Annotated in this window: 20 protein-coding genes and 1 pseudogene; 10 read left to right on the top strand and 11 right to left on the bottom strand. The window is 41.6% G+C overall.

The window, feature by feature from the left end:
- Window positions 1-30: 30 nt before the first annotated feature.
- From feoB to HUN01_RS02605, 3 genes and pseudogenes are all read right to left on the bottom strand, one after another.
- Window positions 31-2,367: a Fe(2+) transporter permease subunit FeoB gene (gene feoB, locus HUN01_RS02615; RefSeq protein WP_181927326.1), complete on the bottom strand. Its 2,337-nt coding sequence runs from the start codon at window positions 2,365-2,367 to the stop codon at window positions 31-33.
- Window positions 2,364-2,567: pseudogene (locus HUN01_RS02610) on the bottom strand (FeoA family protein); the annotation flags it as partial. The pseudogene HUN01_RS02610 and the gene feoB, both read right to left, overlap by 4 nt.
- Window positions 2,568-2,910: 343 nt before the next feature.
- Window positions 2,911-3,282 (bottom strand): FeoA family protein, encoded by a 372-nt coding sequence (locus HUN01_RS02605; protein ID WP_181927324.1) that lies wholly within the window; start codon window positions 3,280-3,282, stop codon window positions 2,911-2,913.
- Between the two features lie 529 nt (window positions 3,283-3,811).
- Here HUN01_RS02605 and HUN01_RS02600 point away from each other — a divergent pair.
- The 4 genes from HUN01_RS02600 to HUN01_RS02585 all read left to right on the top strand — a co-directional run bounded on the left by HUN01_RS02600 (window position 3,812) and on the right by HUN01_RS02585 (window position 11,331).
- Window positions 3,812-6,346 (top strand): TonB-dependent siderophore receptor, encoded by a 2,535-nt coding sequence (locus HUN01_RS02600; protein WP_181927323.1) that lies wholly within the window; start codon window positions 3,812-3,814, stop codon window positions 6,344-6,346.
- A gap of 11 nt (window positions 6,347-6,357) precedes the next feature.
- Window positions 6,358-7,374, top strand: a complete 1,017-nt coding sequence (locus HUN01_RS02595; RefSeq protein ID WP_181927322.1) for an ABC transporter substrate-binding protein — start codon at window positions 6,358-6,360, stop codon at window positions 7,372-7,374.
- Window positions 7,375-7,611: 237 nt separating this feature from the next.
- Window positions 7,612-10,140: a TonB-dependent siderophore receptor gene (locus HUN01_RS02590; protein WP_181927321.1), complete on the top strand. Its 2,529-nt coding sequence runs from the start codon at window positions 7,612-7,614 to the stop codon at window positions 10,138-10,140.
- A gap of 162 nt (window positions 10,141-10,302) precedes the next feature.
- A complete protein-coding gene (locus HUN01_RS02585; RefSeq protein WP_238845416.1) occupies window positions 10,303-11,331 on the top strand; it encodes an ABC transporter substrate-binding protein in 1,029 nt (342 codons plus the stop codon).
- A gap of 134 nt (window positions 11,332-11,465) precedes the next feature.
- Here HUN01_RS02585 and HUN01_RS02580 read toward each other — a convergent pair whose 3' ends face one another.
- Window positions 11,466-11,891, bottom strand: a complete 426-nt coding sequence (locus HUN01_RS02580; RefSeq protein ID WP_181927320.1) for a type II toxin-antitoxin system VapC family toxin — start codon at window positions 11,889-11,891, stop codon at window positions 11,466-11,468.
- A complete protein-coding gene (locus HUN01_RS02575; RefSeq protein WP_181927319.1) occupies window positions 11,878-12,144 on the bottom strand; it encodes a ribbon-helix-helix domain-containing protein in 267 nt (88 codons plus the stop codon). Before HUN01_RS02575 ends, HUN01_RS02580 begins: the two co-directional genes overlap by 14 nt.
- Before the next feature lie 125 nt (window positions 12,145-12,269).
- On the opposite strand from HUN01_RS02575, the gene HUN01_RS02570 reads away from it, so the two are divergent.
- Together HUN01_RS02570 and HUN01_RS02565 are read left to right on the top strand one after the other, a co-directional pair.
- Window positions 12,270-13,331, top strand: coding sequence for a FecCD family ABC transporter permease (locus tag HUN01_RS02570; protein ID WP_181927318.1), 1,062 nt, complete (start codon window positions 12,270-12,272; stop codon window positions 13,329-13,331).
- Window positions 13,328-14,128, top strand: coding sequence for an ABC transporter ATP-binding protein (locus HUN01_RS02565; RefSeq protein WP_181927317.1), 801 nt, complete (start codon window positions 13,328-13,330; stop codon window positions 14,126-14,128). The genes HUN01_RS02570 and HUN01_RS02565 overlap by 4 nt, the downstream gene beginning before the upstream one ends.
- A gap of 10 nt (window positions 14,129-14,138) precedes the next feature.
- On the opposite strand, the gene HUN01_RS02560 is transcribed toward HUN01_RS02565, so the two are convergent.
- From HUN01_RS02560 to psb35, 4 genes are all read right to left on the bottom strand, one after another.
- Window positions 14,139-15,182 (bottom strand): 1,9-bis(guanidino)-5-aza-nonane synthase, encoded by a 1,044-nt coding sequence (locus tag HUN01_RS02560; protein ID WP_181927316.1) that lies wholly within the window; start codon window positions 15,180-15,182, stop codon window positions 14,139-14,141.
- A 250-nt stretch (window positions 15,183-15,432) separates the two neighbouring features.
- Entirely contained in the window at window positions 15,433-16,683 is a 1,251-nt protein-coding gene (gene rocD / locus HUN01_RS02555; RefSeq protein ID WP_238845414.1) for an ornithine--oxo-acid transaminase, read from the bottom strand.
- Window positions 16,684-17,274: 591 nt separating this feature from the next.
- Window positions 17,275-17,781 carry a pentapeptide repeat-containing protein gene (locus HUN01_RS02550; protein ID WP_181927315.1) on the bottom strand — a complete coding sequence of 169 codons (507 nt, stop codon included), beginning with the start codon at window positions 17,779-17,781 and terminating at the stop codon, window positions 17,275-17,277.
- Between the two features lie 364 nt (window positions 17,782-18,145).
- On the bottom strand, window positions 18,146-18,367 hold the full coding sequence (gene psb35, locus HUN01_RS02545) for a photosystem II assembly protein Psb35 (RefSeq protein ID WP_181927314.1): 222 nt from the start codon (window positions 18,365-18,367) through the stop codon (window positions 18,146-18,148).
- A gap of 969 nt (window positions 18,368-19,336) precedes the next feature.
- Here psb35 and HUN01_RS02540 point away from each other — a divergent pair.
- The gene (locus tag HUN01_RS02540) at window positions 19,337-19,516 is read left to right on the top strand and encodes a hypothetical protein (protein WP_181927313.1); all 180 of its coding nucleotides are present in this window, start codon (window positions 19,337-19,339) and stop codon (window positions 19,514-19,516) included.
- Between the two features lie 88 nt (window positions 19,517-19,604).
- Here HUN01_RS02540 and HUN01_RS02535 read toward each other — a convergent pair whose 3' ends face one another.
- Window positions 19,605-19,856: a hypothetical protein gene (locus HUN01_RS02535; protein ID WP_181927312.1), complete on the bottom strand. Its 252-nt coding sequence runs from the start codon at window positions 19,854-19,856 to the stop codon at window positions 19,605-19,607.
- Window positions 19,857-20,151: 295 nt separating this feature from the next.
- Between HUN01_RS02535 and HUN01_RS02530 the strand changes: the two genes are divergently transcribed.
- Window positions 20,152-20,310, top strand: a complete 159-nt coding sequence (locus tag HUN01_RS02530; protein ID WP_181927311.1) for a hypothetical protein — start codon at window positions 20,152-20,154, stop codon at window positions 20,308-20,310.
- Here the strand turns inward: HUN01_RS02530 and HUN01_RS02525 are convergent.
- A complete protein-coding gene (locus HUN01_RS02525) occupies window positions 20,303-21,253 on the bottom strand; it encodes an RpoD/SigA family RNA polymerase sigma factor (RefSeq protein ID WP_181927310.1) in 951 nt (316 codons plus the stop codon). The two genes, HUN01_RS02530 and HUN01_RS02525, sit on opposite strands and share 8 nt — an antisense overlap.
- A gap of 370 nt (window positions 21,254-21,623) precedes the next feature.
- Here HUN01_RS02525 and HUN01_RS02520 point away from each other — a divergent pair, with 370 nt between their 5' ends.
- Together HUN01_RS02520 and HUN01_RS02515 are read left to right on the top strand one after the other, a co-directional pair.
- Window positions 21,624-22,073: a hypothetical protein gene (locus HUN01_RS02520; RefSeq protein ID WP_181927309.1), complete on the top strand. Its 450-nt coding sequence runs from the start codon at window positions 21,624-21,626 to the stop codon at window positions 22,071-22,073.
- A 374-nt stretch (window positions 22,074-22,447) separates the two neighbouring features.
- The gene (locus HUN01_RS02515; protein ID WP_238845412.1) at window positions 22,448-26,734 is read left to right on the top strand and encodes a strawberry notch family protein; all 4,287 of its coding nucleotides are present in this window, start codon (window positions 22,448-22,450) and stop codon (window positions 26,732-26,734) included.
- The last annotated feature ends 27 nt before the right edge of the window (window positions 26,735-26,761 follow it).

The following is a 26,761-nucleotide window of genomic DNA, read 5'->3' as shown; positions in this document are numbered from 1 at the left end:
CATTTTTTGTCATTAGTCAGTAACAAATGACTAATGACTAATAACTTCTCTTGTACGTGTAGTACCTGCCATCTTCAGTCCGAAAATTGCCATCCCCATAACAAAAGCTAATCCCACTACCCAAGCAATAGAAGAACTTGGATGTTGTGTAAATGTCGCCAGTTGGTAATATAAAACCGCCACCCAGTAAGCTAAACCAGTAGTCCACAATCCAGCAAATATCGTCCACCCAAAATTTGTCTCCCGGTAAAGTGCAGCCGTCGCAGAAACGCAGGGAAAGTACAACAGCACAAACAACAGATAGGCGAAAGCCGCAGATGTACTACTAAACCGTTTGGACATTTCGCCGTAAGTGCTAACAGATACACCTTGAGCTTCTGCGGCTTGTTTTTGGTCTGTCGAAACATTGGCTGCACTTAAACCAAGGGGGTCAAATAGTTGACTGGGAAGTTTTGCCAAATTCTCTGGAATGCTAGCAAATGCTTTACTAATACCACCCCAAAAACTAAATTCTTCGGGTTTTTCTGGCTCTGCTGTGGCTGCTTTTTCTGCTTCTGCCAATCCCGTATACAGAGAGTTCATCGTACCAACCATCACTTCTTTCGCAAATACGCCTGTCATTAAACCAACGGTAGCAGGCCAGTTATCTTGAGTAATTCCCATTGGTGTAAATACTGGTGTGACTGTACGACTCATGGCACTGAGAATCGAATCTTTGCTATCTTGCTTGCCGAATGTGCCATCAGTACCAACAGAATTCATGAAGCCCAGGACGATCACCATAATTACAATAGCAATGCCGGCTTTGGTAATGAAAGCTTTGAGGCGATCGCCTGCACGCAAAAAAACACCTTTAATCTTGGGTATATGGTATGGGGGTAGTTCCATGATAAAAGGCGCGGCTTCCCCTTGGAGAATGGTATTTTTCAAGATCAGTCCGGTGAATATGGCGGCTAAGATACCCAATAGGTAAAGACCTAAAACCATATTTTGACCGCCAACGGGGAAGAAAGCACCAATAAATAGGGCGTAAACTGTCAATCTGGCGCTACAGGACATGAAGGGATTCATCATCACTGTCATCAGGCGATCGCGTTTATTTTCTAATGTCCGCGTCGCCATAATTCCGGGAATGTTACACCCAAAACCCACAATCATCGGGACAAAGGATTTACCAGGAAGCCCAATTAAACGCATCAACCGATCCATCACAAAGGCTGCCCGTGCCATATAGCCAGTATCTTCTAACACCGACAGACACAAGAACATCATGCCTATTTGGGGAATAAAAGTGGCTGTGGTTTGAATCCCACCACCTGCGCCCTGTGCTAATAGTCCAATCAGCCATCCTGGTGCATTGATGTTTTCCAGCAGTTTACCGAAACCATCAACAAAAATCGTGGCAAAGCTAATATCAAAAAAGTCAATAAAAGCACCACCGACATGAATCGATATGGTGAATATCACGTACATGATTAACAAGAAAATTGGTATACCCAACCAGCGATTGAGTACCACTTGGTCGATTTTGTCGGAAATGTTAGTTTTAACTTCTCTGCTGCGTTCGGCTGCACCTTGAATTAAGTTACGAATAAAGGTGTAACGACTATCGGCGATGATAATATCTAAATCATCATCGAGGGTTTGATGGACTTGTCGTCGGTGTTCTACAACTATCCTCTCTAATTCCTTACTCCTCAATTCTGGTGCAATTCGATCCTCGTATTCCAAAAGTTTCAGGGCTGTCCACCGGGGATCTACTGTGCGGTTGGGACTATGTTCTGTGATGAAAGGGACTAATTGCGCGATCGCATCTTCAATTACGGCAGGGTAAGCAACGTAGGTTGGTGGTACTAATAAGTTAACGAAAGATTGATTAATCGCATCTTGTAATTCTGGAACTCCCTTACCTGATGTTGCACTCATGGGAATCACCGGACAACCAAGACGCTGTGAAAGTAGGGCGGGATTTATCTTAATTTCCCTGTCTTTAGCCACATCCATCATGTTCAACGCCACAATCATCGGTAAGCGCATTTCCATGATTTGGGTAGTCAGATACAAGTTGCGTTCTAAGTTGGAAGCATCAACAATGTTAATAATCACATCCGCTTCACCAGCAAGCAGATAATCTCGCGCTATCAGTTCATCAAGTCCCGTGTCACTATCTTCAGCATCCAGAGAATAAACTCCTGGTAAGTCAACAACAGTAATGTTTTTCCCCTTGTGGATATATTTGCCTTCTTTGCGTTCCACTGTGACACCAGGCCAGTTACCAGTTCTTTGATTAGCACCTGTCAAGGCATTAAATAAAGTAGTTTTACCACAATTAGGATTACCTACCAATGCAATTATCTGCTTCGTCATTGTGTTACTTCCTCTACAAATAAAGCATTGGCTTCGTCTTTTCGCAGACTCAATTTGAAACCCCGCACTTGGATTTCTACAGGATCTCCCAGAGGTGCATGGCGGGTGACAGTAAACTCTGTACCAGGTGTCAGTCCCATCGCCAGCAATTTTCCTTTATAACTACGGGCAGCTTTTTCATAACCAACCACCCGCCCCGTACAGCCCACAGCTAAATCACGTAGTTGTCTTTTTTCACTCATTTTTGTTTGTAAAGCTCGGTATATTTAGTAACGCTATTTAAAAGAGATAGGAAAAATTCACAAACCATAACTGGCTGGCATTCTAGATATAACAGCTTCATATCTGTCTAGTTATGAAACTTTGTTTAATGACATAGAATATCGCACTTATTATTTACAAACTTATTGCAAAAATATGTCAAAGATGTGGACATATTTTCTTGTTTCCATCTTCTATACTTTAGTCAGTCCATATTTTCTGTTTCTCCCCTGCTCCCCTGCTCCTCTGCTCCCCTGCTGACAGGCGTGATGGTATATTTTTTTAGTTGGAAGTCCCTAAATTGGTACATAGTATTTTCTGTGCCATACCTACCCCTAAACCAATGCGGTTATCACCAAGTGCAATGATGACAGAACCATTGGCAATACTAATCACTTGAAGTTCACTTCCAGGAACTAATCCCATACCAATCAGACGACGGACTGTACCTTCTGTCCCTTTGAGTTTAGCGATCGCTAAACGCTCTCCCACACTAGCGATCGCTAAAGGAAAAGATTTACCTGTGTTCACAAAAGAGCCATTATTGAGGGTTTTTTCTTCTAATTCGGGAGTTTGGGGTGTCTCTCCAAAAAACGTAAACCCCCATCCTTTAGGCTTTTGGTGTTGGTTGTAGTTATTTTTGCTATCTGTCATCACCTTTCAAAACAGTGGGTGGGTTTGGAGTAATACAACTGGCAACAATACCAACTTTTCCCCCTGCTGCAACTCCTTTGCAAAATGTCACCAAAAAAGGTAGCAAGCATGAAGACTTACGGTTGACATAGTTTGAGCATCTTAATCTAGTTGATAGTATATATCAATTAGGAGATAAAAAAGATTTAATTCTTGCAAATAGATATAAAGTAATAATGCAGAGATAAGCTGTCTTGTCAAAAGACAACTTGTAAAATATTACAAACTATGAAAATTAGCAAGTCAACAGATAAGAAATACTAACCTTTTGCCAGCAGCCATAGCATTAGCTCAAAGATGAGGAAATCTTCATTTCCCAACAAAAACAGAGTGAGCTTGAGTTAAGTTTGACACTCTGTCTTTTGACATAGATACTACTTTAACTTATTGTCACAAGTAATATTTGTCTATAGTAAAAATCAGTAATTATCTTACTGATTTTTTGGCAATGTGGTGAGTGTCATTTTTGCAAGTGGTGTGAGAAAGTAGGGTGAAAAAGCCTAATTTATCAGTTTATTTGTGGCTAACATCTGCTGCAATAATTTTAGTTACTTATCCAGTTTATGCAGATGAAATAGTTATCAAAGATATTCCCAAACTTAGTGATATCCAACGTCCTCACACTAATACCAAAGACTGGCTAGCGCAGCAGACAGAGATTATTTCAGTTACAGAAGTACGTCTGAGCCAAACCTCTAGCGGTTTGGAAATCATCTTAAAAACTCCTACATCCGATAAGTTGCAAGTCACTAATAAAACTGAAAGGAATAATTTCATTGCAGATATTCCTAATATTCAACTACGCTTAACTAGTGGTGACTCATTCCGTCAAGAAAAGCCAATTGCAGGAATTACGGAAGTAACTGTTAGTAACATAAATACAAATAGTATCCGAGTAACTGTGACAGGTGAAGCGGGTGTACCGAAAGTTGAGTTAGATGACAGCGATGAAGGTTTAATTTTTGTTGTCACACCAAATAAACCAACTAGCGAAACGCCAGCAACACAACCATCGGCTGAAGCTAATCAACCCATTGAATTGACTGTGACAGGAGAGAGAGATGGGTATAATGTCCCCACCGCCACCACCGGCACTAAAATAGAAGCACCACTACGCGATTTACCTTTATCTATTCAAGTCATCCCGCGTCAAGTGATTGAGGATAGGGGCGTAGTCAGACTCAACGATTTAGCTGATAATGTGGCGGGTGTCCAGCAAGAACCAGGTTATGGTTCTCTACCCTCCGTAGGCTTTCGCATTCGCGGGTTTACAACAAATTTTGGCAACTTACGCAACGGGTTTCAAGATTTTGGCTATGTGACACCTCGTGATATCGCTAATGTTGAGCAGTTTGAAATCCTCAAAGGCCCAGCCTCAGTTTTATATGGAGGTGGTCAGTCTGTGCTTCCAAGTGGTGTTGTCAATGCTGTCACAAAAAAGCCTCTCGAACAACCTTACTATAACGCCAGCGTTAAATACGGAAGTTACAACTTTTTGCGCTCTACAATTGATTTGACTGGGCCACTCACAGAAGATAAATCACTTCTTTATCGCCTAAATGTCGCTTATGAAAATGCAGATAGTTTCCGCGACTTTACTAGAAATGATAGTTTCTTTATCGCCCCTGCACTCACTTGGAAAATTGGGCCGCGTACCAATCTCGCTCTAGAATTTGAATACCAAAACTACAATCTCAACTTTAACTACGGATTCCTTCCAGAACCAGAATTTTTAACACTCCCCAGAAATAGATTTTTGGGAGAACCCAATTTTAATGCAAGTAATGTCAACTCAACTGCATTTACTTATAATTTTGAACATGAATTCAGTGATAACTGGAAATTTCGCCAGGGGTTTAACTTAGTCCAGGCTAATTTAAATAGTAAATCAACATTTTTATTTGCTCTAGAAGATGACCGCAGAACTGCTAATATCAACCCCAGCACATCTGATGAAGTAAATGATAATTTAACTCTGCAAAATGAAATTATCGGAAAATTTAAAACAGGATTTTTGCGTCACAACCTGCTGTTTGGCATAGAATTTTCTCGTTACAAATTTGATTACAATTTTACTAGTGGGGATGATATCAAAATTGATATTTTTAATCCACAGTATGGCGCAAATATTGTCCTCCCATCCTCACCAACTAGAGGGAGAAAATTTGGTTCAGACAATATAGCTCTTTACATACAAGATTTTATCGAAGTTCTACCTAATTTAAAAATTCTGGCTGGTGGTCGCTTTGATAGCAATGAACTATTCAGAAACGATACTGTGACCAATACGACGATTAACGAACAATCAAATTCGCAATTTTCCCCACGAGTTGGTATTGTTTATCAGCCTAGTCAAACAACTTCACTTTACTTCAATTGGTCAAACTCTTTTTTCCCAAATTTTTCTGCTAGAAGCCGGACAGACGAGCAGTTTAAACCAGAAATTGGCGAACAATTTGAAGTGGGAATTAAGCAAGATTTGATTAAAGACCGTCTTTCGGCAACTTTAGCATTTTATCAAATTACTCGACAGAATGTATTGACTCCAGATCCTGTTGATCCTCAGAATTTCAGTATTACCACAGGTGAACAAAGAAGCCGAGGGGTAGAATTAGACATTACAGGACAAATTTTACCGGGTTGGAATATCATTGCTAACTACGCCTACACCGATGCTGTGGTGACAAAAGACGAGGATATTCCTGTTGGTAGCAGATTGTATGGTGTACCCGAAAATAGTGCTAGCCTGTGGACGACGTATCAAATTCAAAGTGGTAATTTACAAGGGCTAGGATTCGGACTGGGGCTAGCTTTTGTAGGAGAACAGGAGACTAGATTACCAAGCACTTTAACGCTACCTTCTTACGTCAGAGCCGATGCTGCTATTTTCTATCGCCGCGATCGCTATAAAATTGGGTTGAACTTCAAAAATATTTCCAATGTCAGATACTACACTTTAGATGGTTACTTTATTTACCCCGCCGCACCGTTTACAGTCCAAGGAACAGTGTCGTTTGACTTTTAAGGGGGTTAATAATGAAACTTCCTGATTTTACTTGGTGGCGAAATCGCTATATACGTTTCCTCATAACTGCTTTATTAGTGATAATGACTGCTTGTCAGATGCAGGTAGAAAATACTAAAAATCTGCAACCTGTAGCTGCTAAATTTACCCCAGTTACAATTGAAACCTGTGGTATTACTATTACCTACAAACAACCACCAAAACGTGTAATTACTCTCAACCAACCTGCAACAGAAATCATGTTAGCACTAGGTTTATCAGCACAGATGATTGGTACAGCTTATCTAGACGATCGCATTCTGCCAGAATACCAAAAAACCTACTCTCAAATTCCTGTCATTGCCGATAAATATCCCTCAAAAGAGGTCTTATTAGGTGCAGAGCCAGATTTTGTTTATGGGTCATTTCCAGGGGCTTTTGGTAAGGATGCTATCGGTGGACGTAAAGAGTTACTTAGCTTAAATATTAACTCATATTTGGCAGCAGGAGCTATAGAAGTTTGTCCACAAAAAAGAGCTTTGGTAGAAAATATTTATAGTGAAATTCAGGATATTGGTAAGATTTTTGGAGTAAGCGATCGCGCTGTTAAATTAATTGCTGCTTTAAAACAAGAACTTCAAGATACTCAAACAAAATTGGGCAAAGTGAATCCTCCCAAACGTGTATTTTGGTATGCTAGTGAAAGTCCACCATACACTGTCACTGTTGATAGTTTACCAAATCAAATATTGGAATTTGCCGGAGGACGGAATATCTTTCAAGAAAAAGCTAAAGGTACTTATATAACCGTTAATTGGGAAGATGTAATTAACCGTAATCCCGAAATAATTATTCTGAGTGACGCGAGTTGGTCGCCTGCGAAAGAACAGCGACAATTTTTTCTCACAAATCCCGCCTATGGGGAAATTAGCGCAGTCCAAAAAGATAAATTTATAGTTATTGATTACAGCTACAGTACATCCGGTGTCAGGTTTGCTAAAGGAGTTAAAATATTAGCTCAATCCTTGTATCCAGAAAAGTTTAAATGATAAATTATCAACGTTAATAGAATACATTTTGGCAGAATTTTACATGAATTTATGAAAATACGTGGTGTTCAGATCCCCGACTTATTTGAGAAGTCGGGGATCTTGTTTCTCTCGCATGATTGAAGATTGCTTTAGCGTAGTTTGACACTATGTCTTTTGACATAGGTAGTACTTTGACTTATTGTCACAGTATCTACTTTGTGGTGTAATTTACCGTCAACGGTGTGAGGATCGAGGGTGAAACAACATAGTTTATTTGCTTATCTGTGGCTAACTTCTACCATATCAATTTTTACTAATTTCCCTGTATACGCAGAAGAAATAGCGATTAAAGACATTCCTCAATTAAGTGAAATACAGCTTCCTCACACAAGCGTTAAAGACTTATTCGCACAGCAACAAAATCCAGTCATTCAAGTGACAGGAATACGTCTCAACAAAACTCCTAGCAATTTAGAAATAATATTAGAAACTCCTGCATCTGATAAGTTGCAAGTTACCACTAAAACTGAGGAAAATAACTTTATTGTCGATATTCCTAACGCGCAACTAAGTTTACCTGCTGGTAATTCATTTCGTCAAGAAAAACCATTTGCAGGAATTACAGAATTAGTCGTCACCAATCAAGATGCAAATAGTATCCGGGTAACAGTAACAGGTGAAACCGCTATACCAAAAGTTGAGTTAGATGACAGCGATGAAGGGTTAATTTTTGTCGTCATACCAGTCACATCACCTACTAGCGAAACACCACCAAATGAACCGATTGAACTGACAGTGACGGGGGAGAGCGATACATATTCAGTACCCGATGCTAGCACTGCAACAAGGACAGATGCACAACTCAGGGATATTCCCCAATCAATTCAAGTCATTCCCCGTCAGGTGATTGAAGATCGAAATGTTGTGCGTCTTTCGGAATTGGCGGATAACGTTAGTGGTGTACAACCAGAACGGGGATACGGGGGATTGTCGTCATTAGGATTTCGGGTGCGTGGGTTTCTCACCAATTTTGAAACTTTACGCAATGGCTTTCCCGATTATGGTTACTTCAGTCCGCGAGATGTGGCTAATATCGAGAGGTTGGAAATTCTCAAAGGGCCGGCGGCGGTACTTTATGGTGGTAGCCCAACACAGTATGCAGGTGGAAGTGGTGTTATTAATACAACTACCAAAAAGCCGCTTGTAGAGCCTTATTACAACGCGAGTGTAACTTATGGAAGTTATAACTTTTTGCGTCCGACTTTAGATATTAGCGGCCCACTGACAGATGATAAATCAGTGCTGTATCGTTTGAACGTCGCCTATGAAAGTTCTGACAGTTTTCGTGATTTTGTTGAGTATGACAGCTTTTTTATCTCCCCTGTGGTAGAGATCAAAGTAGGCGATCGCACTAAACTCACCTTTGAATACGAACACCAGAAATATAACTTTGTTTTTGATAATGGTTTTCCTATTGAGCCAGAAGTTCTCCAACTTGGGCGCAATCGATTTTTAGGAGAACCCAATTTTGCTAATGGGGAAGTGACATTTAACTCATTAACCTATAGATTAGAACACGAATTTGACGACAACTGGAAATTTCGCCAAGGATTTAATGTCCTCAGTGCTAATTTGAATGACGCAAGACAGGTATCTCCTGGTTCTTTGCGAGAAGATCGTCAGACATTAGACCGTTCTTTTTACGCTTCGGATGAGGAACACGAAAATATCACTCTCCAAAACGAAATTTCTGGCAAGTTTTCTACTGGTTCTATTCGCCATAATGTGCTATTTGGAGTAGATTTAGCTCGAAATTTATTTAACTACATTTTTGCCCCAGACCTTGAACTATCAATAAATATTTTTAACCCGCAATATGGTGGAACTCCTACTCCTGTAGAAGATGGTTCTCCCTTTGGTCGAAAAATTGTCTCCGAGAATGTTGGTTTATTCGCGCAGAACTTAATTGAACTTACACCTAATTTCAAAGTTTTATTAGGTGGTCGCTTGGACTTTAATGATTACAGTCGTCAAGGCCGTGTGAGTGGCGATATTCTCGATAAACAATCAAATACTCGATTTTCGCCGCGAGTTGGAGTTATATATCAACCAAGCGATGCTACTTCGCTTTACTTCAATTGGTCTAATGGTTTTTCTCCCCAATTTCAAGCCAGAAGTCGGACAACTGAAGAATTTGAACCGCAAACTACCCAGCAATTTGAGGTAGGGGTGAAACAGAATTTTCTTGACAATAAACTTTCTGCAACTTTGGCATTCTTTCAAATTACCAAGCAGAATGTATTGACACCAGATCCAGTAGACGATTTATTTAGTATCCAAACGGGAGAACAACGCAGTCGAGGTATTGAATTAGATATTGCAGGTGAAATATCACCAAGTTGGAAAGTGATTTTCAACTATGCTTACATTGATGGCGAAGTGACAAAAGATAATGTGATTCCTGTAGGAGACAGATTATTTGGTGTCCCAGAACATAGCGCTGGATTGTGGACAACTTATGAGCTGCAAAGTGGTAGTTTGCAGGGATTAGGATTTGGTGCTGGATTGTATTTTGTTGGGGAGCAGGAGGTGGATTTACCGAATACGTTTCAACTTCCAAGTTATTTACGAGCGGATGCTTCTATCTTTTATCGACGGCAAAATTATCGATTTGCAGTCAACTTCAAGAATATTTCAAATGTTAAATATTATGAGGTTGATGGGTATAGTATTGACCCTGCACCACCGTTTACAGTGTTGGGAACAGTGTCAGTTGAGTTTTAATAGGTAAAAATTTTTAACGCAGAGGAACGCAAAGTTAAGCCAGTGCGTTGGGCGGGCAATGCCCGACTTGAAGCAACTGGCGTAGCGCAAAGGAGCGCAGAGGTTTCTAAAGTTAATTCGTTACGATTTTGTTGTCTTAAGAGGATTTGAAGAGGGTTGTGTGTGAGTAAATTACATCGCCGGATCTGGATATTTAAACCCTTTGTTGCAGTCTTAGCAGTGCTGATGCTGGGAATGGTTTCAGGGTGTGCAGGAAATGTCACTGCCCCAACTTATATTACCTCTAATGGAACACCATATACCCCATTTACACTTAAGAACTGTGATTTGACAATTACTTACAAACAACCACCACAACGTGCTGTCACCATGATGCAATCGGCGACGGAGGTCATGCTAGCGCTGGGTTTAGAAAAGCAGATGGTTGGTACAGCCTACCTGGATAATCCGATTTTGCCAGAGTACCAACAAGCATATTCCCAAATTCGCGTTTTAGCGCCAAAGTACCCGTCACGGGAAGTTTTTTTGGGGGTTGAGCCAGATTTTGTCTTCTCCACTGAGGAAAGCGCTTTTGCCAAAGAAGCACTAGGGTCACAATCAGAGTTACTAAAACTAGGTATTTCTTCTTATTTATTGCCCATTGAATGCGATCGCCCAGAACTTAGACCTGAGCGCGTGACGATGGAGAATTTATATCAAGAAATCCGAGAAATCGGGCAGATTTTTGCAGTAGAACAACGAGCAGAAAAGTTAATTGTGCAACTGCGATCGCAACTCCAAGCAACCCAACAAAAGCTAGGGAAAGTGACAACCAAAAAGCGCATTTTCTGGTATGATTCTGAAGATCCTCCCGTAACTGCTTCTAACTGGGGAATACCCAATCATATTATTGAATTAGCCGGTGGAGAAAATATATTCAAAGATATCCAAGAAAAAAAAGCGTGGGTAACAGTTAATTGGGAAGATGTAATTGCACGTCAACCAGATGTGATTGTTCTCATTGATGCTAACTGGTCATCTGCCGAAGAGAAGCGTCGATTACTTAAATCAAACCCTGCTTACTCTCAGTTAAAAGCAGTGCAACAAGATAAATTTATTGTCATCGGTTTTAGTTACACGATGCCAGGAATTAGGAATGTCGCAGGGGTGAGGCAGTTAGCAGAGGCTTTATATCCAGAGAAGTTTAAATGAGTAGGGGAGCAGGGAGCAGGGGAGAAGAGTTTTCCCCTCCGCCCCCCGCACCTCTGCCTATTTTCTAATGCCCAATGCTCAATGCCCAATAACTAATGCTAAGGAAAATTGTTTCATAATTCCTGAAAATATTCTTAACTATCTGCAAACATCAAATTACTAAATCGACGGCTGTTCTGCCATCGATATATCGAAAAATCTCGCCTGTCACTGCTGAGAATTCGCCCTTCTCCAAGATGTTCTGCTAGAACTACTAAAGAAGCATCAGCAAAATCCATTGGTATGTCACTATAGGTTTCCATCAACTCTGCAATTCGCTGTAAATGAATAATTTCTAAATTAAATATAGTCAAGTCTTTGCTTTCAATGAAATTCCTGAGAAATCTGGGCGGAACTTTGCTACCTGCTTCTCTTAATAGTAAGTAGCAAGTTTCAGTGATAACTGGGTAAGTAGTAATGATTGGCTCGTTGATCGTTTCCAGTCCCGCAATTGCTAGAGAATGATATCGATCCTTTGTACTGGCAATAGCGACAAAAAATCCTGTATCAGCAAGAATCATGTTGCGATCCAATTTCGGTATAAATAATGGATTTATAATTACTAGAAAGGTCTGGATTAGCATCTGGTAGTGAGCCAAGAAACCCTGTTTCCTCAAACATTTTTAGCATTTTCTCACCGCGCTGAGGCTCTTCCGTGCTGGCTTCTAGGAGTTTCAATGCCTGATCGATTACCTCGGTAGCACTGGCATAATGACCTGTATGGAGTTGCTGCTGGATACGCTGAATTTGTTCAGGTGTTAAAGAAATAGACATCTTATTTACATTTCTTTTTACTTTTTAAAGTTTATCACTCCCTCAGTTTTTATGTGCAACTCAAAACTATGATAAAGTTACTCCTCCATCAATTCATTGACTCTAAAAGTGCTGACAAATGACCAATGAAAAATTTATTCCCAAAGCAATTGAGAAAAAACAAGCAGCAACGCTACAAGCTGCTAATGGTAGCAATGATTATCATATTGTTGGTGTCTCTGACGTTGGCGGTAATGATTGGGCCAGTGCCTATCCCTCCTTTGAGGGTATGGCAGATAGCTTTATCCCAAGTGTTTCCAAACATTACAGGAGACTGGACGCAAGCACAAGTTCAAATTGTCTGGCTGATCCGCTTTCCGCGTGTGCTATTGGCTTTTTTTGTGGGTGCTGGACTATCAATGGTTGGTGTCATCATGCAAGCACTGGTGCGAAATCCCCTAGCTGACCCATTTATTCTCGGTATTTCCTCTGGCGCGTCGGTGGGTGCTGTTTTAGTTATCCTATTTGGTATTTTCTCCTTTTTTGGTGTGTACGCCCTGTCTTTTGGGGCTTTCCTTGGTGCGCTCTTAGCATTTTTTGTTGTTTTCTTTTTAGCACGACGACAAGGACACCTCTCCTCCACCCGCTTAATTTTAATTGGTGTAGCAGTATCGTCTCTGTTTGAGGCGGTAACGAGTTTCTTGGCTATCAAGGCTGGAAGTGGTGAAGCCACACGACGAGTATTGTTTTGGTTATTGGGAGGACTTTCGGGAACAACGTGGACAGACTTAATCCTGCCGATGCTGGCTTTGTTCTTGGGAATCGGGTATTTGTTACTCCAGACGCGATCGCTAAATGCACTCCTCATCGGTGAAGAAACAGCTCGGACTCTGGGAACTGACACCGATCGCTTCCGTAAGCAGTTATTCCTAGTAACTTCACTGTTGACAGGTGTAATAGTTGCTGTCAGTGGTGTCATTGGCTTTGTTGGACTAATGATTCCTCACAGCGTCCGTTTCCTCGTCGGCTCAGATCATCGCCGGGTGTTACCTGTGAGTCTGCTGCTGGGCGGAATTTTCTTAATTTGGGCAGATGTTCTAGCACGTACCATTGTCGCCCCAGAGGAACTGCCCATTGGGATTATTACGGCACTTTTCGGCGCTCCTTTTTTCATTTGGTTGATGCAAGGTAAAGGTGGTGGAAAATGAAATTAGAGGTGAAACACCTATCCTGGAGTATTGAGGGAAAGCAGATTTTACATGACATCAATCTGCAAGTGTCGTCAGGTGAGTTTGTCGGGCTGATTGGCCCTAATGGTAGTGGTAAGTCAACTTTGCTCAGATGTATGTATCGTGTCCTCAAGCCAGATAGTGGGGTGATAATCCTCAATGGTCAGAATATTTGGCATTTGAGTGCCCGTGAAATGGCACAAGCTACAGCAGTTGTTTTGCAGGAAGCATCGACTGAATTTGACTTTACTGTTGCAGAAATGGTACTGATGGGGCGTAACGTTCATCTAGGGTTATTTGACCGCGAGACAGAAAAAGACCACTCCATAGTCTTCGATGCTTTGGTACAGGTGGGAATGAATGACTTTGCAGAACGTAGTTTTATTTCCCTTTCTGGTGGAGAAAAACAACGGGTGTTGATTGCACGCGCGATCGCTCAACAAGCACGGTTTTTGATTCTCGATGAGCCGACTAATCACCTTGATATTCGCTATCAGTTAGAACTTTTGGAACTGGTGAAGGGGTTGGGTGTGACTACTATTGCAGCGTTGCACGATTTGAATTTGGCTGCTAGTTATTGCGATCGCATTTATGTTGTCAATAATGGAACAATAAGAGCAGTAGGAACGCCTCAAGATGTACTACAATCTGATTTAATCCGTGAGGTGTTCGGTGTCGGTTCAACAGTAGAAACCGACCCAAGTAATGGTAAGTTACACATCAGCTTCTTCTTAGATGCAAAAATAGGGAGCAAGAGGAATTCCCTTGCTCCTTAAATATTGCTTGCTATACAGTCACTACCTTGGGTTGAGGTTTAGTGAATAACTCAGCTAAATGATGTGGTTGGCGCTCGCGCCAGTTCCCCTTATGATACGCATACCCCGCAATTAACGGGAACGCTACAGTTGCCTCAGAAAACACCATTTGTTCAGTAGCTTTATCTACTTTCCCCCAAGAATGCGCTTCTTTGAGAGTAGAACCAGATAAAGCCCCATCCCGTTCATCGGCGACAGTGACTTGAATTGTATACTTGTGCATACTCGTATCAAACCCCAGCATTTCCGCAGCTACCACCGTATCCTGGGCGAAGTTTTTCGGTACACCACCACCAATCATCACCAAACCAGTGTAGTTGGAAGCTAGTTTGCACTGCGTCAACTCCCTAAAGTCTCGCACCGAGTCAATGCTTAAATGAGATTCTGGAGAATTCCATTGGTGATGCACTAAACCAAAGCCAGCCGAACAGTCACTAAAAGCGGGTACAAAAATTGGGACTTGGTGTTGGTAGGCTGCTTGCACCACAGATTGACCATAGTTACCCCGACGTTCTAAATAAACCGCCATCTGCTCAATAAATTCCCGTGAAGAATAGGGACGCTTCTCTAAATTCTCGGCGATTTCGGCGATCGTCATGTCACACACCCGCAGTTGATCTTCATCAATGTAGGTGTCATATATGCGGTCTATCCGTTGCTGTCTTAACACTTCATCATCAGCAAAGGGGTCGCCAACATAATGACGATAACCCAACGCTTCAAAGAAATCTTGATCAACAATGTTAGCGCCAGTAGACACGATCGCATCTACCATATTGTGAGTAATTAAATCGTGGACTATTCCCTTAAGTCCAGCACTAAACAAAGACCCAGCTAAACACAGAATAATCGTACATTCTTTATCTTGCAGCATTGCGTCATAAATTTTTGCTGCCCGCCCCAAATTTCGACCTTGGAAAGCTGTTTTACCCATAGCTTCCACTAAGCCAACAACATCGAAAGCTTTGATGTCAATTGCTTGCACAGTCTGTTGCAAAAGTTCTTCACGATTCATGGTAGATTGTCCTTTTTATTGAAAATAAAAGTTATACGGTCTGCATAGCGACTAGAAGGCAAGTCTCGCCAACGTACTAGGCGCTTCGCAGTGGTCGTACCAGGACAAACCAGGATCAGATTGCCGTCTTTTATTTAACTTGACGTGCAATTTCCAGATACTCATGAGTTGGATGAAAGGACTGTTCAATTTTGCTACTAATGACTTTTTAAACACTACAATTCACCCATCATACTCAATTTACGCTAAACTAACAAGTGGTTGTCAAAACTCGCTCAATTTTCTCCAATGCCCAATCTATTTCATCTTGGGAAATAACTAAGGGTGGAGCAAAACGAATGACATTATCTCTAGTTTCTTTAGCTAATAATCCCTCTTTAGCTAAGGCTTTACAAAAACGTCTAGCACCACCAGCTTTGGGGTGCAATTCCATCCCAATTAATAACCCTTTGCCACGCACTTCCTTGATATATGAACTCTCAATTGATTGTAATTTCGTGATGAAATACTCTCCTAGTTGAGCAGCTTTTTCTGGCAAATTTTCTTCTATAAGAACATCCAGTGCTGCAATTCCAATAGCAGCAGCTAATGGATTTCCGCCAAAGGTACTACCATGATCTCCTGGTTGAAATACACTCATCACTTCGTCAGTAGAAATAAACGCAGAAATTGGATAAAATCCACCAGATAAAGCTTTTCCTACAGTTATGCCATCTGGCTTAACATTCTCATATTGATGAGCAAACATTTTACCTGTTCTTCCCAACCCAGTTTGAATTTCATCAAAAACCAGTAATACATTATGATGGCGACAGATTTGTTCTGCTTGCTTTAAAAACCCGTTGGGAGGAACGATAATACCTCCCTCACCCTGAATTGGTTCTACCAAAAATGCAGCAGTGTTAGGAGTAATCGCTTTTTCTAAAGCCTCAGCATCACCAAAAGGGATAACTTTAAACCCAGTAGTTAAAGGCCCAAATCCATCTTGATATTGTTCTTCTGTGGAAAAACTGATTAAACTAATAGTGCGTCCAGAAAAATTATTACTACAAACAATAATTTCTGCTTGATTTTCTGGTACACCTTTTATTTTATAAGCCCATTTCCGAATGGCTTTGATAGCAGTTTCCACAGCTTCGGCTCCCGAATTCATGGGTAGCACTTTAGGTAAACCAGAAATCTCAGAAAGCTTCTCATAAAATCTTCCCAATTGGTCATTGCGAAAAGCCCTGGAAGTTAGTGTAACTTTCTCGGCTTGCTCAATCATGGCTGCAAGGATTTTGGGATGACAATGACCTTGATTTAATGCTGAGTAAGCTGAAAGAAAATCTAGGTATTTTTTACCTTCTATATCCCATATCCACACTCCTTGCCCTTTAGTAATGACTACATCTAAAGGATGGTAATTATCAGCACCATATTGTTGTTCTATTTCAATATAATCCTGGGTATTCATAGTGTTGAGGTTGGGAATTCCCAGAGTTACGTTTGTTGCTTGCATATTTACTCCTGATAGCTTTGAGGGGTTGAAATAAGACTAGAAAATATCTGAAAGATTACCAATTGAATGAGACATTCAACAGGTATGAGCAGAAGAGAGAAAAAATCCCGATCAGTTCTTCGTTTTATAGTTCCCAATTCCAGGGTGCTATTTACAATGAGAGCAATACTGCAACTCACTTTTCTTCAGTCTGCATGTCAAAGATATACGCAACTTTGATACTGATGGATTTTTTCTAAATATCTAAATAGCGGGTAATTATTGACCAGCCATTTCCTTTTCTTCCAGATACGCAACTTATGTAGGACTTCTGCCTACTTTTAGTGAAGAAAACCAGTTGCCCACTCTGTCTGAATGTAAAATTTTGCTGGCATAACAACCAAGGGTGTAAACTACAATCTTTTTAATAATACTTTTATTTATATCCGCAATTCACAGATAAAAAATAAAAGTTGATAAACAGGCGCTGGGTATTCTAACTTAGAGACTTTTGTCTCATTCACAGTTGTAGCAAAGTCCCGGATTTATACTCTTGTTTTTACCTTGCTTCTGATAGATAGCCTACAGAAGTTAAAGGAATAACTTAGTATATCACTGTTTGACATGAGAGCAATTATAAAATCCATTCTTTGTCCAACTTTTTAGACAAATACCTGTTTTTTTCCACAAACTCATTTTGCTGTGTACTTTTCCATCTGGCATAATCGCATCAGTTATTATAACCTGATGAAGGTTAGTTGAAATTAGATATCTTGCTCCGGTCAAATTGGCTTTCGTGAGGTTAGCTTTAGTGAAATTCGTCTGATTTAGATTGGTCTGACTCAAATTAGCTAAAGTTAAATAAGCTGATGTGAAGTTAGCATAACTCAAATCTGCCTCAGTTAGATTTGCTAATATCAGAAAAGATTCTTTGAAGCAAGTTCCACGCAGATCAGCTTCATTCAGATTAACATCCATCAAAGAAGCCTTACTTAAGTCAGCCCAACTAAGGTTTACTCCTCTCAAATTCACCCCTCTCATGTATATTCCTTGAAGGTTTACCCCACAGAAATTACGTTGTCCTGCTGCATACCTCTGCAATACTTCTTCTGCTTCCATGCTTATATTCTCCTTTGTTAACTTTCTTTAGGTAGCAGAATGCTAACAAAGACATCGGAAATTAAACAATTTTAGATAAATTATGATGACGGTTTTGTAAGATTTTTCCTTATGGTTAATTTAATTAATTTCACAATTGAAGAAGGCAGTTCTTGCTGAGGGTAGAAGGCAGAAGGAAGGTTCAATGTTTTGTAGGGGATTCAATACCGTACTTAATTGGGGCCACAAAACAAGAAAATTTGGTGGGGGTCTTAAACCCTTACTCCCTCCGGTCGTAGCAAAGGGCAGGAATCAGAATTCCCTTCTGCCTTCTGCCTCCTGCCCTCTGCCTTTCCTGATAAATTTTCATCTAACTATCTCAGTTCTAATTATCCGATGACTTCTGTTTATTAAGATTTTTAGTAAGTTGTACAATCCAGTTTGGAGTCTCTGCATTTTCCCAACCAGCAGGGCGCTTAGAGATATACCAGCCAATTGAACCAACAATTGTAGCTAGTAGAAAACCGCCAAGTATTATTGCCAGCAAAGAAATTTGGATATATCTTGTATATGTAGGATTAGTTGCTATCTCGATCAGGATTAACATTTAAAATTTCATCTCCTGTAAATACGCCCACTCTAGCAATATAAAATTAAGAAATTCTGGTTAGTCTTTACTAGTAATCACTAAAAAGGAATTTCTTTCTTAATTCAAAATATTTGAGTAAAAAATCATGATTAATATTTTTAACTAGCTAGAAAAAATTATCTTTTTACATTACTATCAAATACAGATTAGCATTGAATTCCCCAACCCTCAATGCTGGGGTGGGGGATGAAAAGGTGAAAGATTATTTCAGCGCCTATGCCAGTAAAAAAATGGAAGAAGGCAGTTCTTGCTGAGGGCAGATGGCGAAGCCTCTCCCCTTGGGAGAATGGCACGAAGAAAAGCTGAAAGCTTGTGTAGGCAGGGTGTTGGGGGTAGGGTGTGGGGTGTAGGGAAAAATTAAGAAAACCAAATATCGAGTACGAACATAAATATTTTCCTTCTTCACTACACCCGACACCCGACACCCGACACCCAAAAGCCTTATAGGTAATTGGTTTGGCGTTATCTTAGTGCCATTCCCCCTTGGGAGAAGGTTCAATGTTTTGTAGGGGATTCCAACCCCTCCTAAATTGGGACTACCAAATTGAAAATTTGGTGGGGGTCTTAAACCGCAAGTTCGATGATTGTCACGGGCTTCAGTGTTGAAAACAGTATTCCAACTGAGCCTCCAGCATAAGTGCCCTCTGCCTTTCTTGATAAACAACTAGAAAAAGCCAGCTATCTCCTAAAAAATAACGATAATCATTGAGTGAGAGAAGATAGTGAAATTGCCGCATACTCTTACACTGAGTCTCAACGGATCACTTTTGTGCTTCAGTCCTGAGTAGGTCTTTCAAGGGTATCTGATTGCAATGGTACTAATACCAATTCGCAATGACGCTCTCTATGAGACGCTAAAAGCGTAGCTTGCTTAAGAGTAAGAGTACACGGACTCGCTTTGCGTGTCGCTAACGCAATTAAAAAACATTGTTTACTAGCTGTATCATTACTTCTGCTGCTTCCAAACCAGGTTGTTCTCTCTCTCAACAGCCGCCAACAGCTTTGCCTGCAAGGAGGATGATAGATATGGTTTGGCAAAATCCCCAACCCCTGCAACAGCGAATCCACAGAAGAGTCACGGCTAGCCACTTCATGCAACTGCCGTAACCTCACACATAACTACCTGCTTCACTCACTTTCGTGCGATGGCGTAACTGCCCTCTGTTGGTGATCGCCCTTACCTCAAAACAAAAAATCACCCAGCTATATCCTTCCCACTCTTATAGTTCATCGCTCTAGGTTTCCTCTTGCCTATAGGGACTAATTTCGATTGCTTGGGCGCTTGTGGCGGACGGCATTGCTCACAGTAGAGTGGTCGAACACCAAAGGTTTCTCGTTGTGTGGGTTGTTCGCACTGCTTACATACGAAGTTGAAAACGCGAGTGTGAATTTCCCGCTTGTGCGCTCTAACGGTGTACTCTCGGACTTCAATAGTTTTGCTGGGCATCGGTTCTTTCTTTGGTGTTCTATTTATAAGGATAGTTTCTAGATAGCAATATATTCATACACCATTTGATTGAAACAGTAACAAAAACAAGTCGCAAGTCGCAAGTAAGATAAAAAACTTCAGTTGTGGAATACAAGCCCACTTCAAAAAAAAGAATTATGTCAATTGATGTAGTGCCAGACATAAAATGTCCTTGTTTCAAGCCCATGATTCAGTGCGAAGTATACTTGCGACTTGTAACTTGCGACTTGATCTGACAATCTCATGGTTCTTCGCCAAGGATTAAGCAGAGGCGATGCCACTGATTCATGTTGGCTACGCGATCGCACTCCTGAGTGCCGCAATTGGAGGCATCTTTAACAGCAGTGGCGACTTGTTTACAGTCTTTGGAGTAGCGAGTTCGACTTATATAAATGAAACTAAAGTCCAACAACCCTTAGCTAATCTTAATTAAGAAGATAATCTTTAATCTTGTTTTGATGAGAGCGCAAAATTTTCAAAGCAAGATGTTCAGTTTTACGAATTGTTTCTCGACTAAGATTTAGGCGTTTTGCAACTTGACTCAAAGTCAATTCCTGATTATCTTCCAATCCAAAACGTAAAGTCAATACTTCTCGTTGCCTTGGCTTAAGCAATGCCAGCAACTCGCTCAAGTCTTGGTGTAAAAACTCTTGAGCTATTTGCTCATCCAGGGAAATACCATCCATCGGTAAAATATCAGCTAGTTCAGTTTCACGCTCATCCCCGACTCGCATTTCTAGCGAGACTGGAGTGCGGGAAACGTGAAGGTATTCCCGTATTTGATTGGGCAATACATTTAAGGATTCGGCTATTTCTGCTACAACTGGAGGACGACCCAAAGATTGAGATAGTTGCTGCTGTACTCTCCTGATTTTGTTTAATTTCTCGTTGATATGAATTGGTAAACGAATAGTGCGAGACTTATCTGCTACAGCCCGTGTTATTGACTGGGTAATCCACCAATAAACATAGGTTGATAGTTTGTAGCCTTTGTTAGGGTCGAACTTTTCGATTCCTCGTTGCAGTCCCAGTGCCCCTTCTTGGAGCAAGTCAAGAAAATCTAAATTGTGATTCTGGTACTTTTTAGCGATCGCTACCACCAACCGCAGGTTAGCTGTCACCATTTTCTCTTTAGCTTTTTGACCTTGTTGAATGATTGACTGTACTTCAGCTTCGCTTTGCCCAAGCGAGGTAGCTAATTCTCTTGTGGTTGGTTGATGGTTTAGTTGAAGTGCGAGATTTGAGCGCTGTTCTTCAATCGCCATCATCTGCTGCACAAGCCTAGCATTTGTAATTTCTTGCTCAGGAGTTAGCAGAGGGTAGCGTCCGATTTCTTTGAGGTAAGAGCGCACTAAGTCGGTAGTTGGGCTAGGCATACTTTCAATTAATTGTGACGACTACTTTTATTTTTCGTTTGAATAGAATCTTTTATTTCCAGAATTAGCTAACCAATCAAATCTTAACCATAGACTTAACCCAATGTTTATTTTTGGAAAATAAGTTTATAAATATAATACTTTAAATCTTCAAATAGGTAAATACTAAAACCTACTTTATTTTGTAACTAAGTTTTAAAGTAATAAAGGAATTTAGTTAGATTAAATCAAAGATACGCTACGCTAAATTTAGAGTGAAGCCCTCTCTTGAAGAGAGGATATGTTCAAATCCGCTTCATATTTGGACAAAGCTCAAAGACGCTTTGCGTAAATTAATTGAAAATTACAAATAATTAGTTGAGAAAAAATCATGGATATGCAATCTCTACTCACTTTGACAATCGAAGTCATCTTTTGGGCATTCGTTACTCTCGTTATATTCCAATTCATTAATGGACTATTTGTATCGTCTGCTCATGCTAGTAATGTGGTTTCGGTTAGCAATCTAAATATAGCGGCTTCTACAATCCCATCAGTATCACAAGTAATCACACCACAACAAGTTCAGACTTTTGAAAAATTGCCAGATCCTTGGATGTTAGAGGATGAAGTTGTTCATCGCACAAGTAACGAAGCAGTTATTATCTCATTCCCTATATTAAGATTACTGCCTCCAGTTAAAGAAATTTCACCACAACCAAAACGTACTACTCGTTCAAGCAAAGCTAACAATGCTGCCAACAAGTCACCGAAAACTAAAAAGGCTGATGTAAAGTCTTCAGGCAAGCGCAAGCCAGGTAGACCGCGTAAAACTGCTTAATTCACTTTTTAATTCTCGTTCGATCACCGAAGAATAAATATCTGAAAGGTTTAAAAGTTTAAATGAGGCTAATGAAGAAGGTTAAAGGGGAAAGGGGAAGGGGAAAGGGAACCAATAACTTAAAAGCTCTTGTTCCAAATAAAGACGCTGCTAAGTTCTCGCACTACGTGTCTCAAAAATCTTCTTTTTTGTTCTCCACAATTAGGACAGGCGATGCACTGAGCGTAGCCGAAGTGGGCTTTCTACCTTGTGGGAAAAAGTTCTAGATTCTGTGCCCTTTCCCCTTCCCCCTTTCCCTTTTCCCCTTCTTGGTAATTGCCTCATTTATTAGTAAGAGGAAGGCTTCGCCATAGCAAAAGTGAAAAAATAATATTGTGAGTGATGCAATGGTACAGCAACTTTTCACTCAAGGTTCTTTATTCGATTTGCAAACAGTAATCGATTATGGGCAGTCAGTTATTAGTGTTGCCCAAGAGCTTGCAAAAGTTTTAACAGATAATCGCCCTCTCTCTACGAAAACTGTTTCTTCCCAGATGAATCGCTACTTTCTAGGCACTGCCGCGTCTGGTGCATGGCAGTGGAAAGATGCTTACGAAGCTGTGGAAGTGGCGCAAATTTTATATCTGCGTCAAAAAGGTTACAAGCTTTTATTAGAACCGCCGCTAACAGTATTATTGGAATTGGAGAAGTTAGTAGCCCTCTGCCCGACGCATACTCGCCGTAGTGAAGAATCAGTACAGCTTCAGCAATTCTCCACCCCTCTGCCGCTTGCTTATCTGGTAGCCAAAGCAGGATTTATACAAGCTACTGATTTGGTGCTGGAGCCAAGTGCCGGAACTGGCCTATTGGCACAAATGGCTAAACTGCACAGTGCAAGTCTGATGCTAAACGAGCTTGCACCCGATAGAAGTAAGATTCTGCGTCGGTTGTTTCCTGGCACTCCACTATTCTCAGTAAACGCGGAACAGATTAACGACTATCTGGTTGGCAAGACTCAGCCCTCAGTTGTTTTGATGAATCCACCTTTCTCTGCATCTCCCAAAATCAACAGTCGTAACCCCGACGCAACTCCTCGCCACATCAACTCGGCATTGCAAAGACTGGCTGACGGTGGACGACTGGTAACAATCACAGCCAATTGGTTCTCTCCGGCTAACCCAAGCTGGCGAGAGACTTTTGTTAGGTGGCACTCAGAAGCGCGAGTTTTAATGTCAGTCGGGGTTAACGGCAAGGTTTACTCAAAACATGGTACACAAATCGATACCAGAATCACAGTAATTGACAAGGTTCCGGCTGATAATCACAGTGACATCCCCTGTATTTCCGAAACCTTGGACTTGCCCGAACTGCTAGCGTTGATTGAGCAATTACCTAAGCGATCTTTGTGGGAACGCTCAGAAAAAGTCAAAGCTGCTGCGAAGGCAATTGTCGTTCAATTGCCAAAGCGTATTACAGTTGCACAACCAGAAACAGTCTCCTTTCTTCCAGACGACGTAGTAGTGTTGGAGTATGAGGTTATCGAATGGTCTGCTACAGAAGGACTCAAAGATACTTTATATGAAACCTATCGCCCACAGCGAATCAGAATTAAAGATGCTTTAGCTCATCCGTCCCTACTGTGCGAAAGTGCAGCCCTAGCACTTGTTTCGCCCCCCGCTCCCACTTACAAACCACATCTCCCACAAAACATTGTTACACAAGGCTTGTTATCAGAAGCACAACTTGAGAGCGTTATTTACGCAGGTCAGGCTCACTGTGAATTTCTGTCTGGGTCTTATATTGTGGATGATTCATGGGATAATGTGACTGTAGCGGCAACTGGCGAAGAAAATGCCGTAAAATTTCGTCGTGGCTGGTTCTTAGGCGATGGGACAGGCGCGGGGAAAGGAAGACAATGTGCAGGAATCATCCTCGACAACTGGTGTCAGGAACGAAGAAAAGCCATTTGGGTATCAAAGAGTTCTGCTCTTATTGAGGACGCACGTAGAGATTGGTGTGCGCTCGGAGGTAGTGAAAAAGATATCATTGACCTGAGCAACATCAAACTTGGCGACCCCATCCCTTTCACCCAAGGTATTCTGTTCTGCACGTACTCAACTCTTCGCTCTCAAAAGAACGGTAAAAGTCGGCTCAAGCAAATCGTTGAGTGGGCAGGCAAGGACTTTGAGGGAGCGATCGCCTATGACGAGTGCCACAGTATGGGTAACGCAATGGCGCAAGAGGGTAAACTGGGCATGGTTGCAGCATCCCAGCAAGGCATTATTGGGCTGCGGTTGCAAAATGCTTTACCTGGGGCAAGAGTTGTCTATGTCTCCGCGACTGGAGCGACGAAGGTTTCTAACCTATCTTATGCAAATCGTCTGGGGCTTTGGCAGACGGGCGACTTTCCGTTTACCTCCCGTGAGGATTTTGTGGAATCCATTGAGGGCGGTGGTATCGCTGCGATGGAAGTGGTCGCCAGGGATCTCAAGGCTTTGGGACTGTATCTGGCGCGGAGCCTTTCATTCGAGGGAGTTGAGTATCAAACTCTCTACATTGATTTAACGCCCACGCAGGAACGGATTTACAATAGCTACTCCGATGCTTTTCAGGTTATTCATAATAATTTAGAAAAAGCGTTAGAAGCTTGTAATATCTCTGGCGCAAAAACGTACAATCGTGCTGCTAAGATGTCTGCCAACTCGCAGTTTGAGTCACACAAGCAAAGATTCTTCAATCATCTGCTGACCGGGATGAAATGCCCTACCCTGATCAAAGCGATTGAGCAGGATCTATCCCTTGGTCTTGCAGTTGTCATTCAAATAGTTTCGACTAATGAAGAACTTTTGAAACGACGACTTGATGAAGTTCCGGCTTCGGAATGGAAGGATCTTAATCTTGACCTGACCCCACGGGAATACCTCATGGATTACCTGATGAGTGCTTTCCCTGTTCATCTTCATTCCATCCATTCTGGCGTTGATGGAGAAGAAAGATCCGAGCCGGTCTTTGACGCTGATGGCTCTCCAGTTATTTCACAAGAAGCTGTAGCTTTGAGAGATGCCTTAGTCGATAAGTTAGCACGTCTTGATCCAATCCCTGGTGCATTAGAACAATTGCTGTGGCACTTCGGTAATAAGCAAGTGGCTGAAGTTACGGGTCGTAGTAAACGAGTTCTCAAAGATGAATCTGGACGTTTGTTTGTGGATTCACGCGGTGGTGGGGCGAATATTGCTGAAACTGCTGCGTTTATGCAGGGAGACAAGCAAATCCTCATTTTCAGTGATGCCGGCGGCACAGGCAGGAGTTATCATGCTGATCTAAATGCTGTGAATCGTCGGCGGCGATCGCATTATTTGTTGGAAGCCGGCTGGAGAGCAGACAATGCCATCCAAGGTTTAGGGCGATCGCACAGAACTAACCAAGCATCAGCACCTATTTTCCGACCTGTTACCACTAACGTCATCGGTGAACGCCGCTTTATCTCAACCATTGCCCGACGGCTGGATAGCTTGGGGGCACTCACAAGGGGGCAAAGGCAAACCGGAGGCAATGGGATATTTGAGGCTAAAGATAATCTTGAATCTCAGTATGCAGAACACGCTTTGTATGAGTTATTTAAGCAAATCTTCCAAGGTCGATTTTATGAAGTGTCACTCGGCACTTTCGAGCAAATGACAGGTTTATCGCTGACTTCCCACGAAGGCGGGATGAAGATCGATCTCCCACCCCTGCGTCAATTCCTTAACCGACTACTGGCTTTACGCATCGATATGCAAAACATCATTTTCGAGCGTTTTGAGTTGTTGCTAAGTCAACAGATTGAAGCAGCGATCGCCGCAGGGGTCTATGAGATGGGTGTGGAAACTTTACGGGCTGAACGGTTTACTGTTGAGAGCCAGGAAGCTGTATATACTCATGCTCAAACTGGTAGCGTCACCAATTACTTGAAAGTGGAACGCACTCAGAAGAACAACATCAGAACTGCTGACGAGATGTTAGAGTTCGCCACTCAATATCAAGGAAGGCTCATGATCAACTCCAAGTCAGGCAATGCTGCTGTATCAATTCCGACACATAGTATCTACGACGCGGATGGTGGTGTTGTCCCAAGAGTTTTGCTGATTCGTCCACAGAAGGAAACTCGCGTACCAGTCCAAGACTTGGAATCTTCCACATGGGGGCAAGTTTCTATTGATGCGTTTACTGCTGCTTGGTCTACTGAAGTAAACGAATTACCCAAGTTCACAACCGATTACTTGCATTTAGTCACCGGTATTTTGTTGCCCATTTGGAAAATCCTACCACAGCAGAATAGTCGAGTATTCCGACTACAAACCAGCGATGGGCAAAAGATTCTTGGTCGGGTGGTGAATGCTCACGACATTCAAACCGTGCGCGAACAACTCGGACTAAGAAATCAAGTCCTTTCTCCAGAAGAACTTGTTTCGCTGGTATTAAACGAGAGATATACACAGCAACTACCAGGAGGAATTACGCTGCGGCGGTCTTTCGTTGCTAATGAACCTCGCATAGAACTGGTTAATGGTATCTCACTGGCAGAGCGACTCTTAGCTGTGGGTTGCTTCACCGAGATCATCAACTGGCAAAAGCGGGTATTCATTCCGGTTTCAGACAAAGCCCCAGCTATTCTAGCGGCTGTGATTGAAATCTTGGGGTAATTCCCAACCTCAAAGGCCCAGGTATTT

Origin of the sequence: Nostoc edaphicum CCNP1411 (assembly GCF_014023275.1) — a bacterium.
Taxonomy (GTDB): domain Bacteria; phylum Cyanobacteriota; class Cyanobacteriia; order Cyanobacteriales; family Nostocaceae; genus Nostoc; species Nostoc edaphicum_A.
Note: the sequence above shows the minus strand (reverse complement) of the source record. Positions and strands in the feature narration are given on the sequence as shown.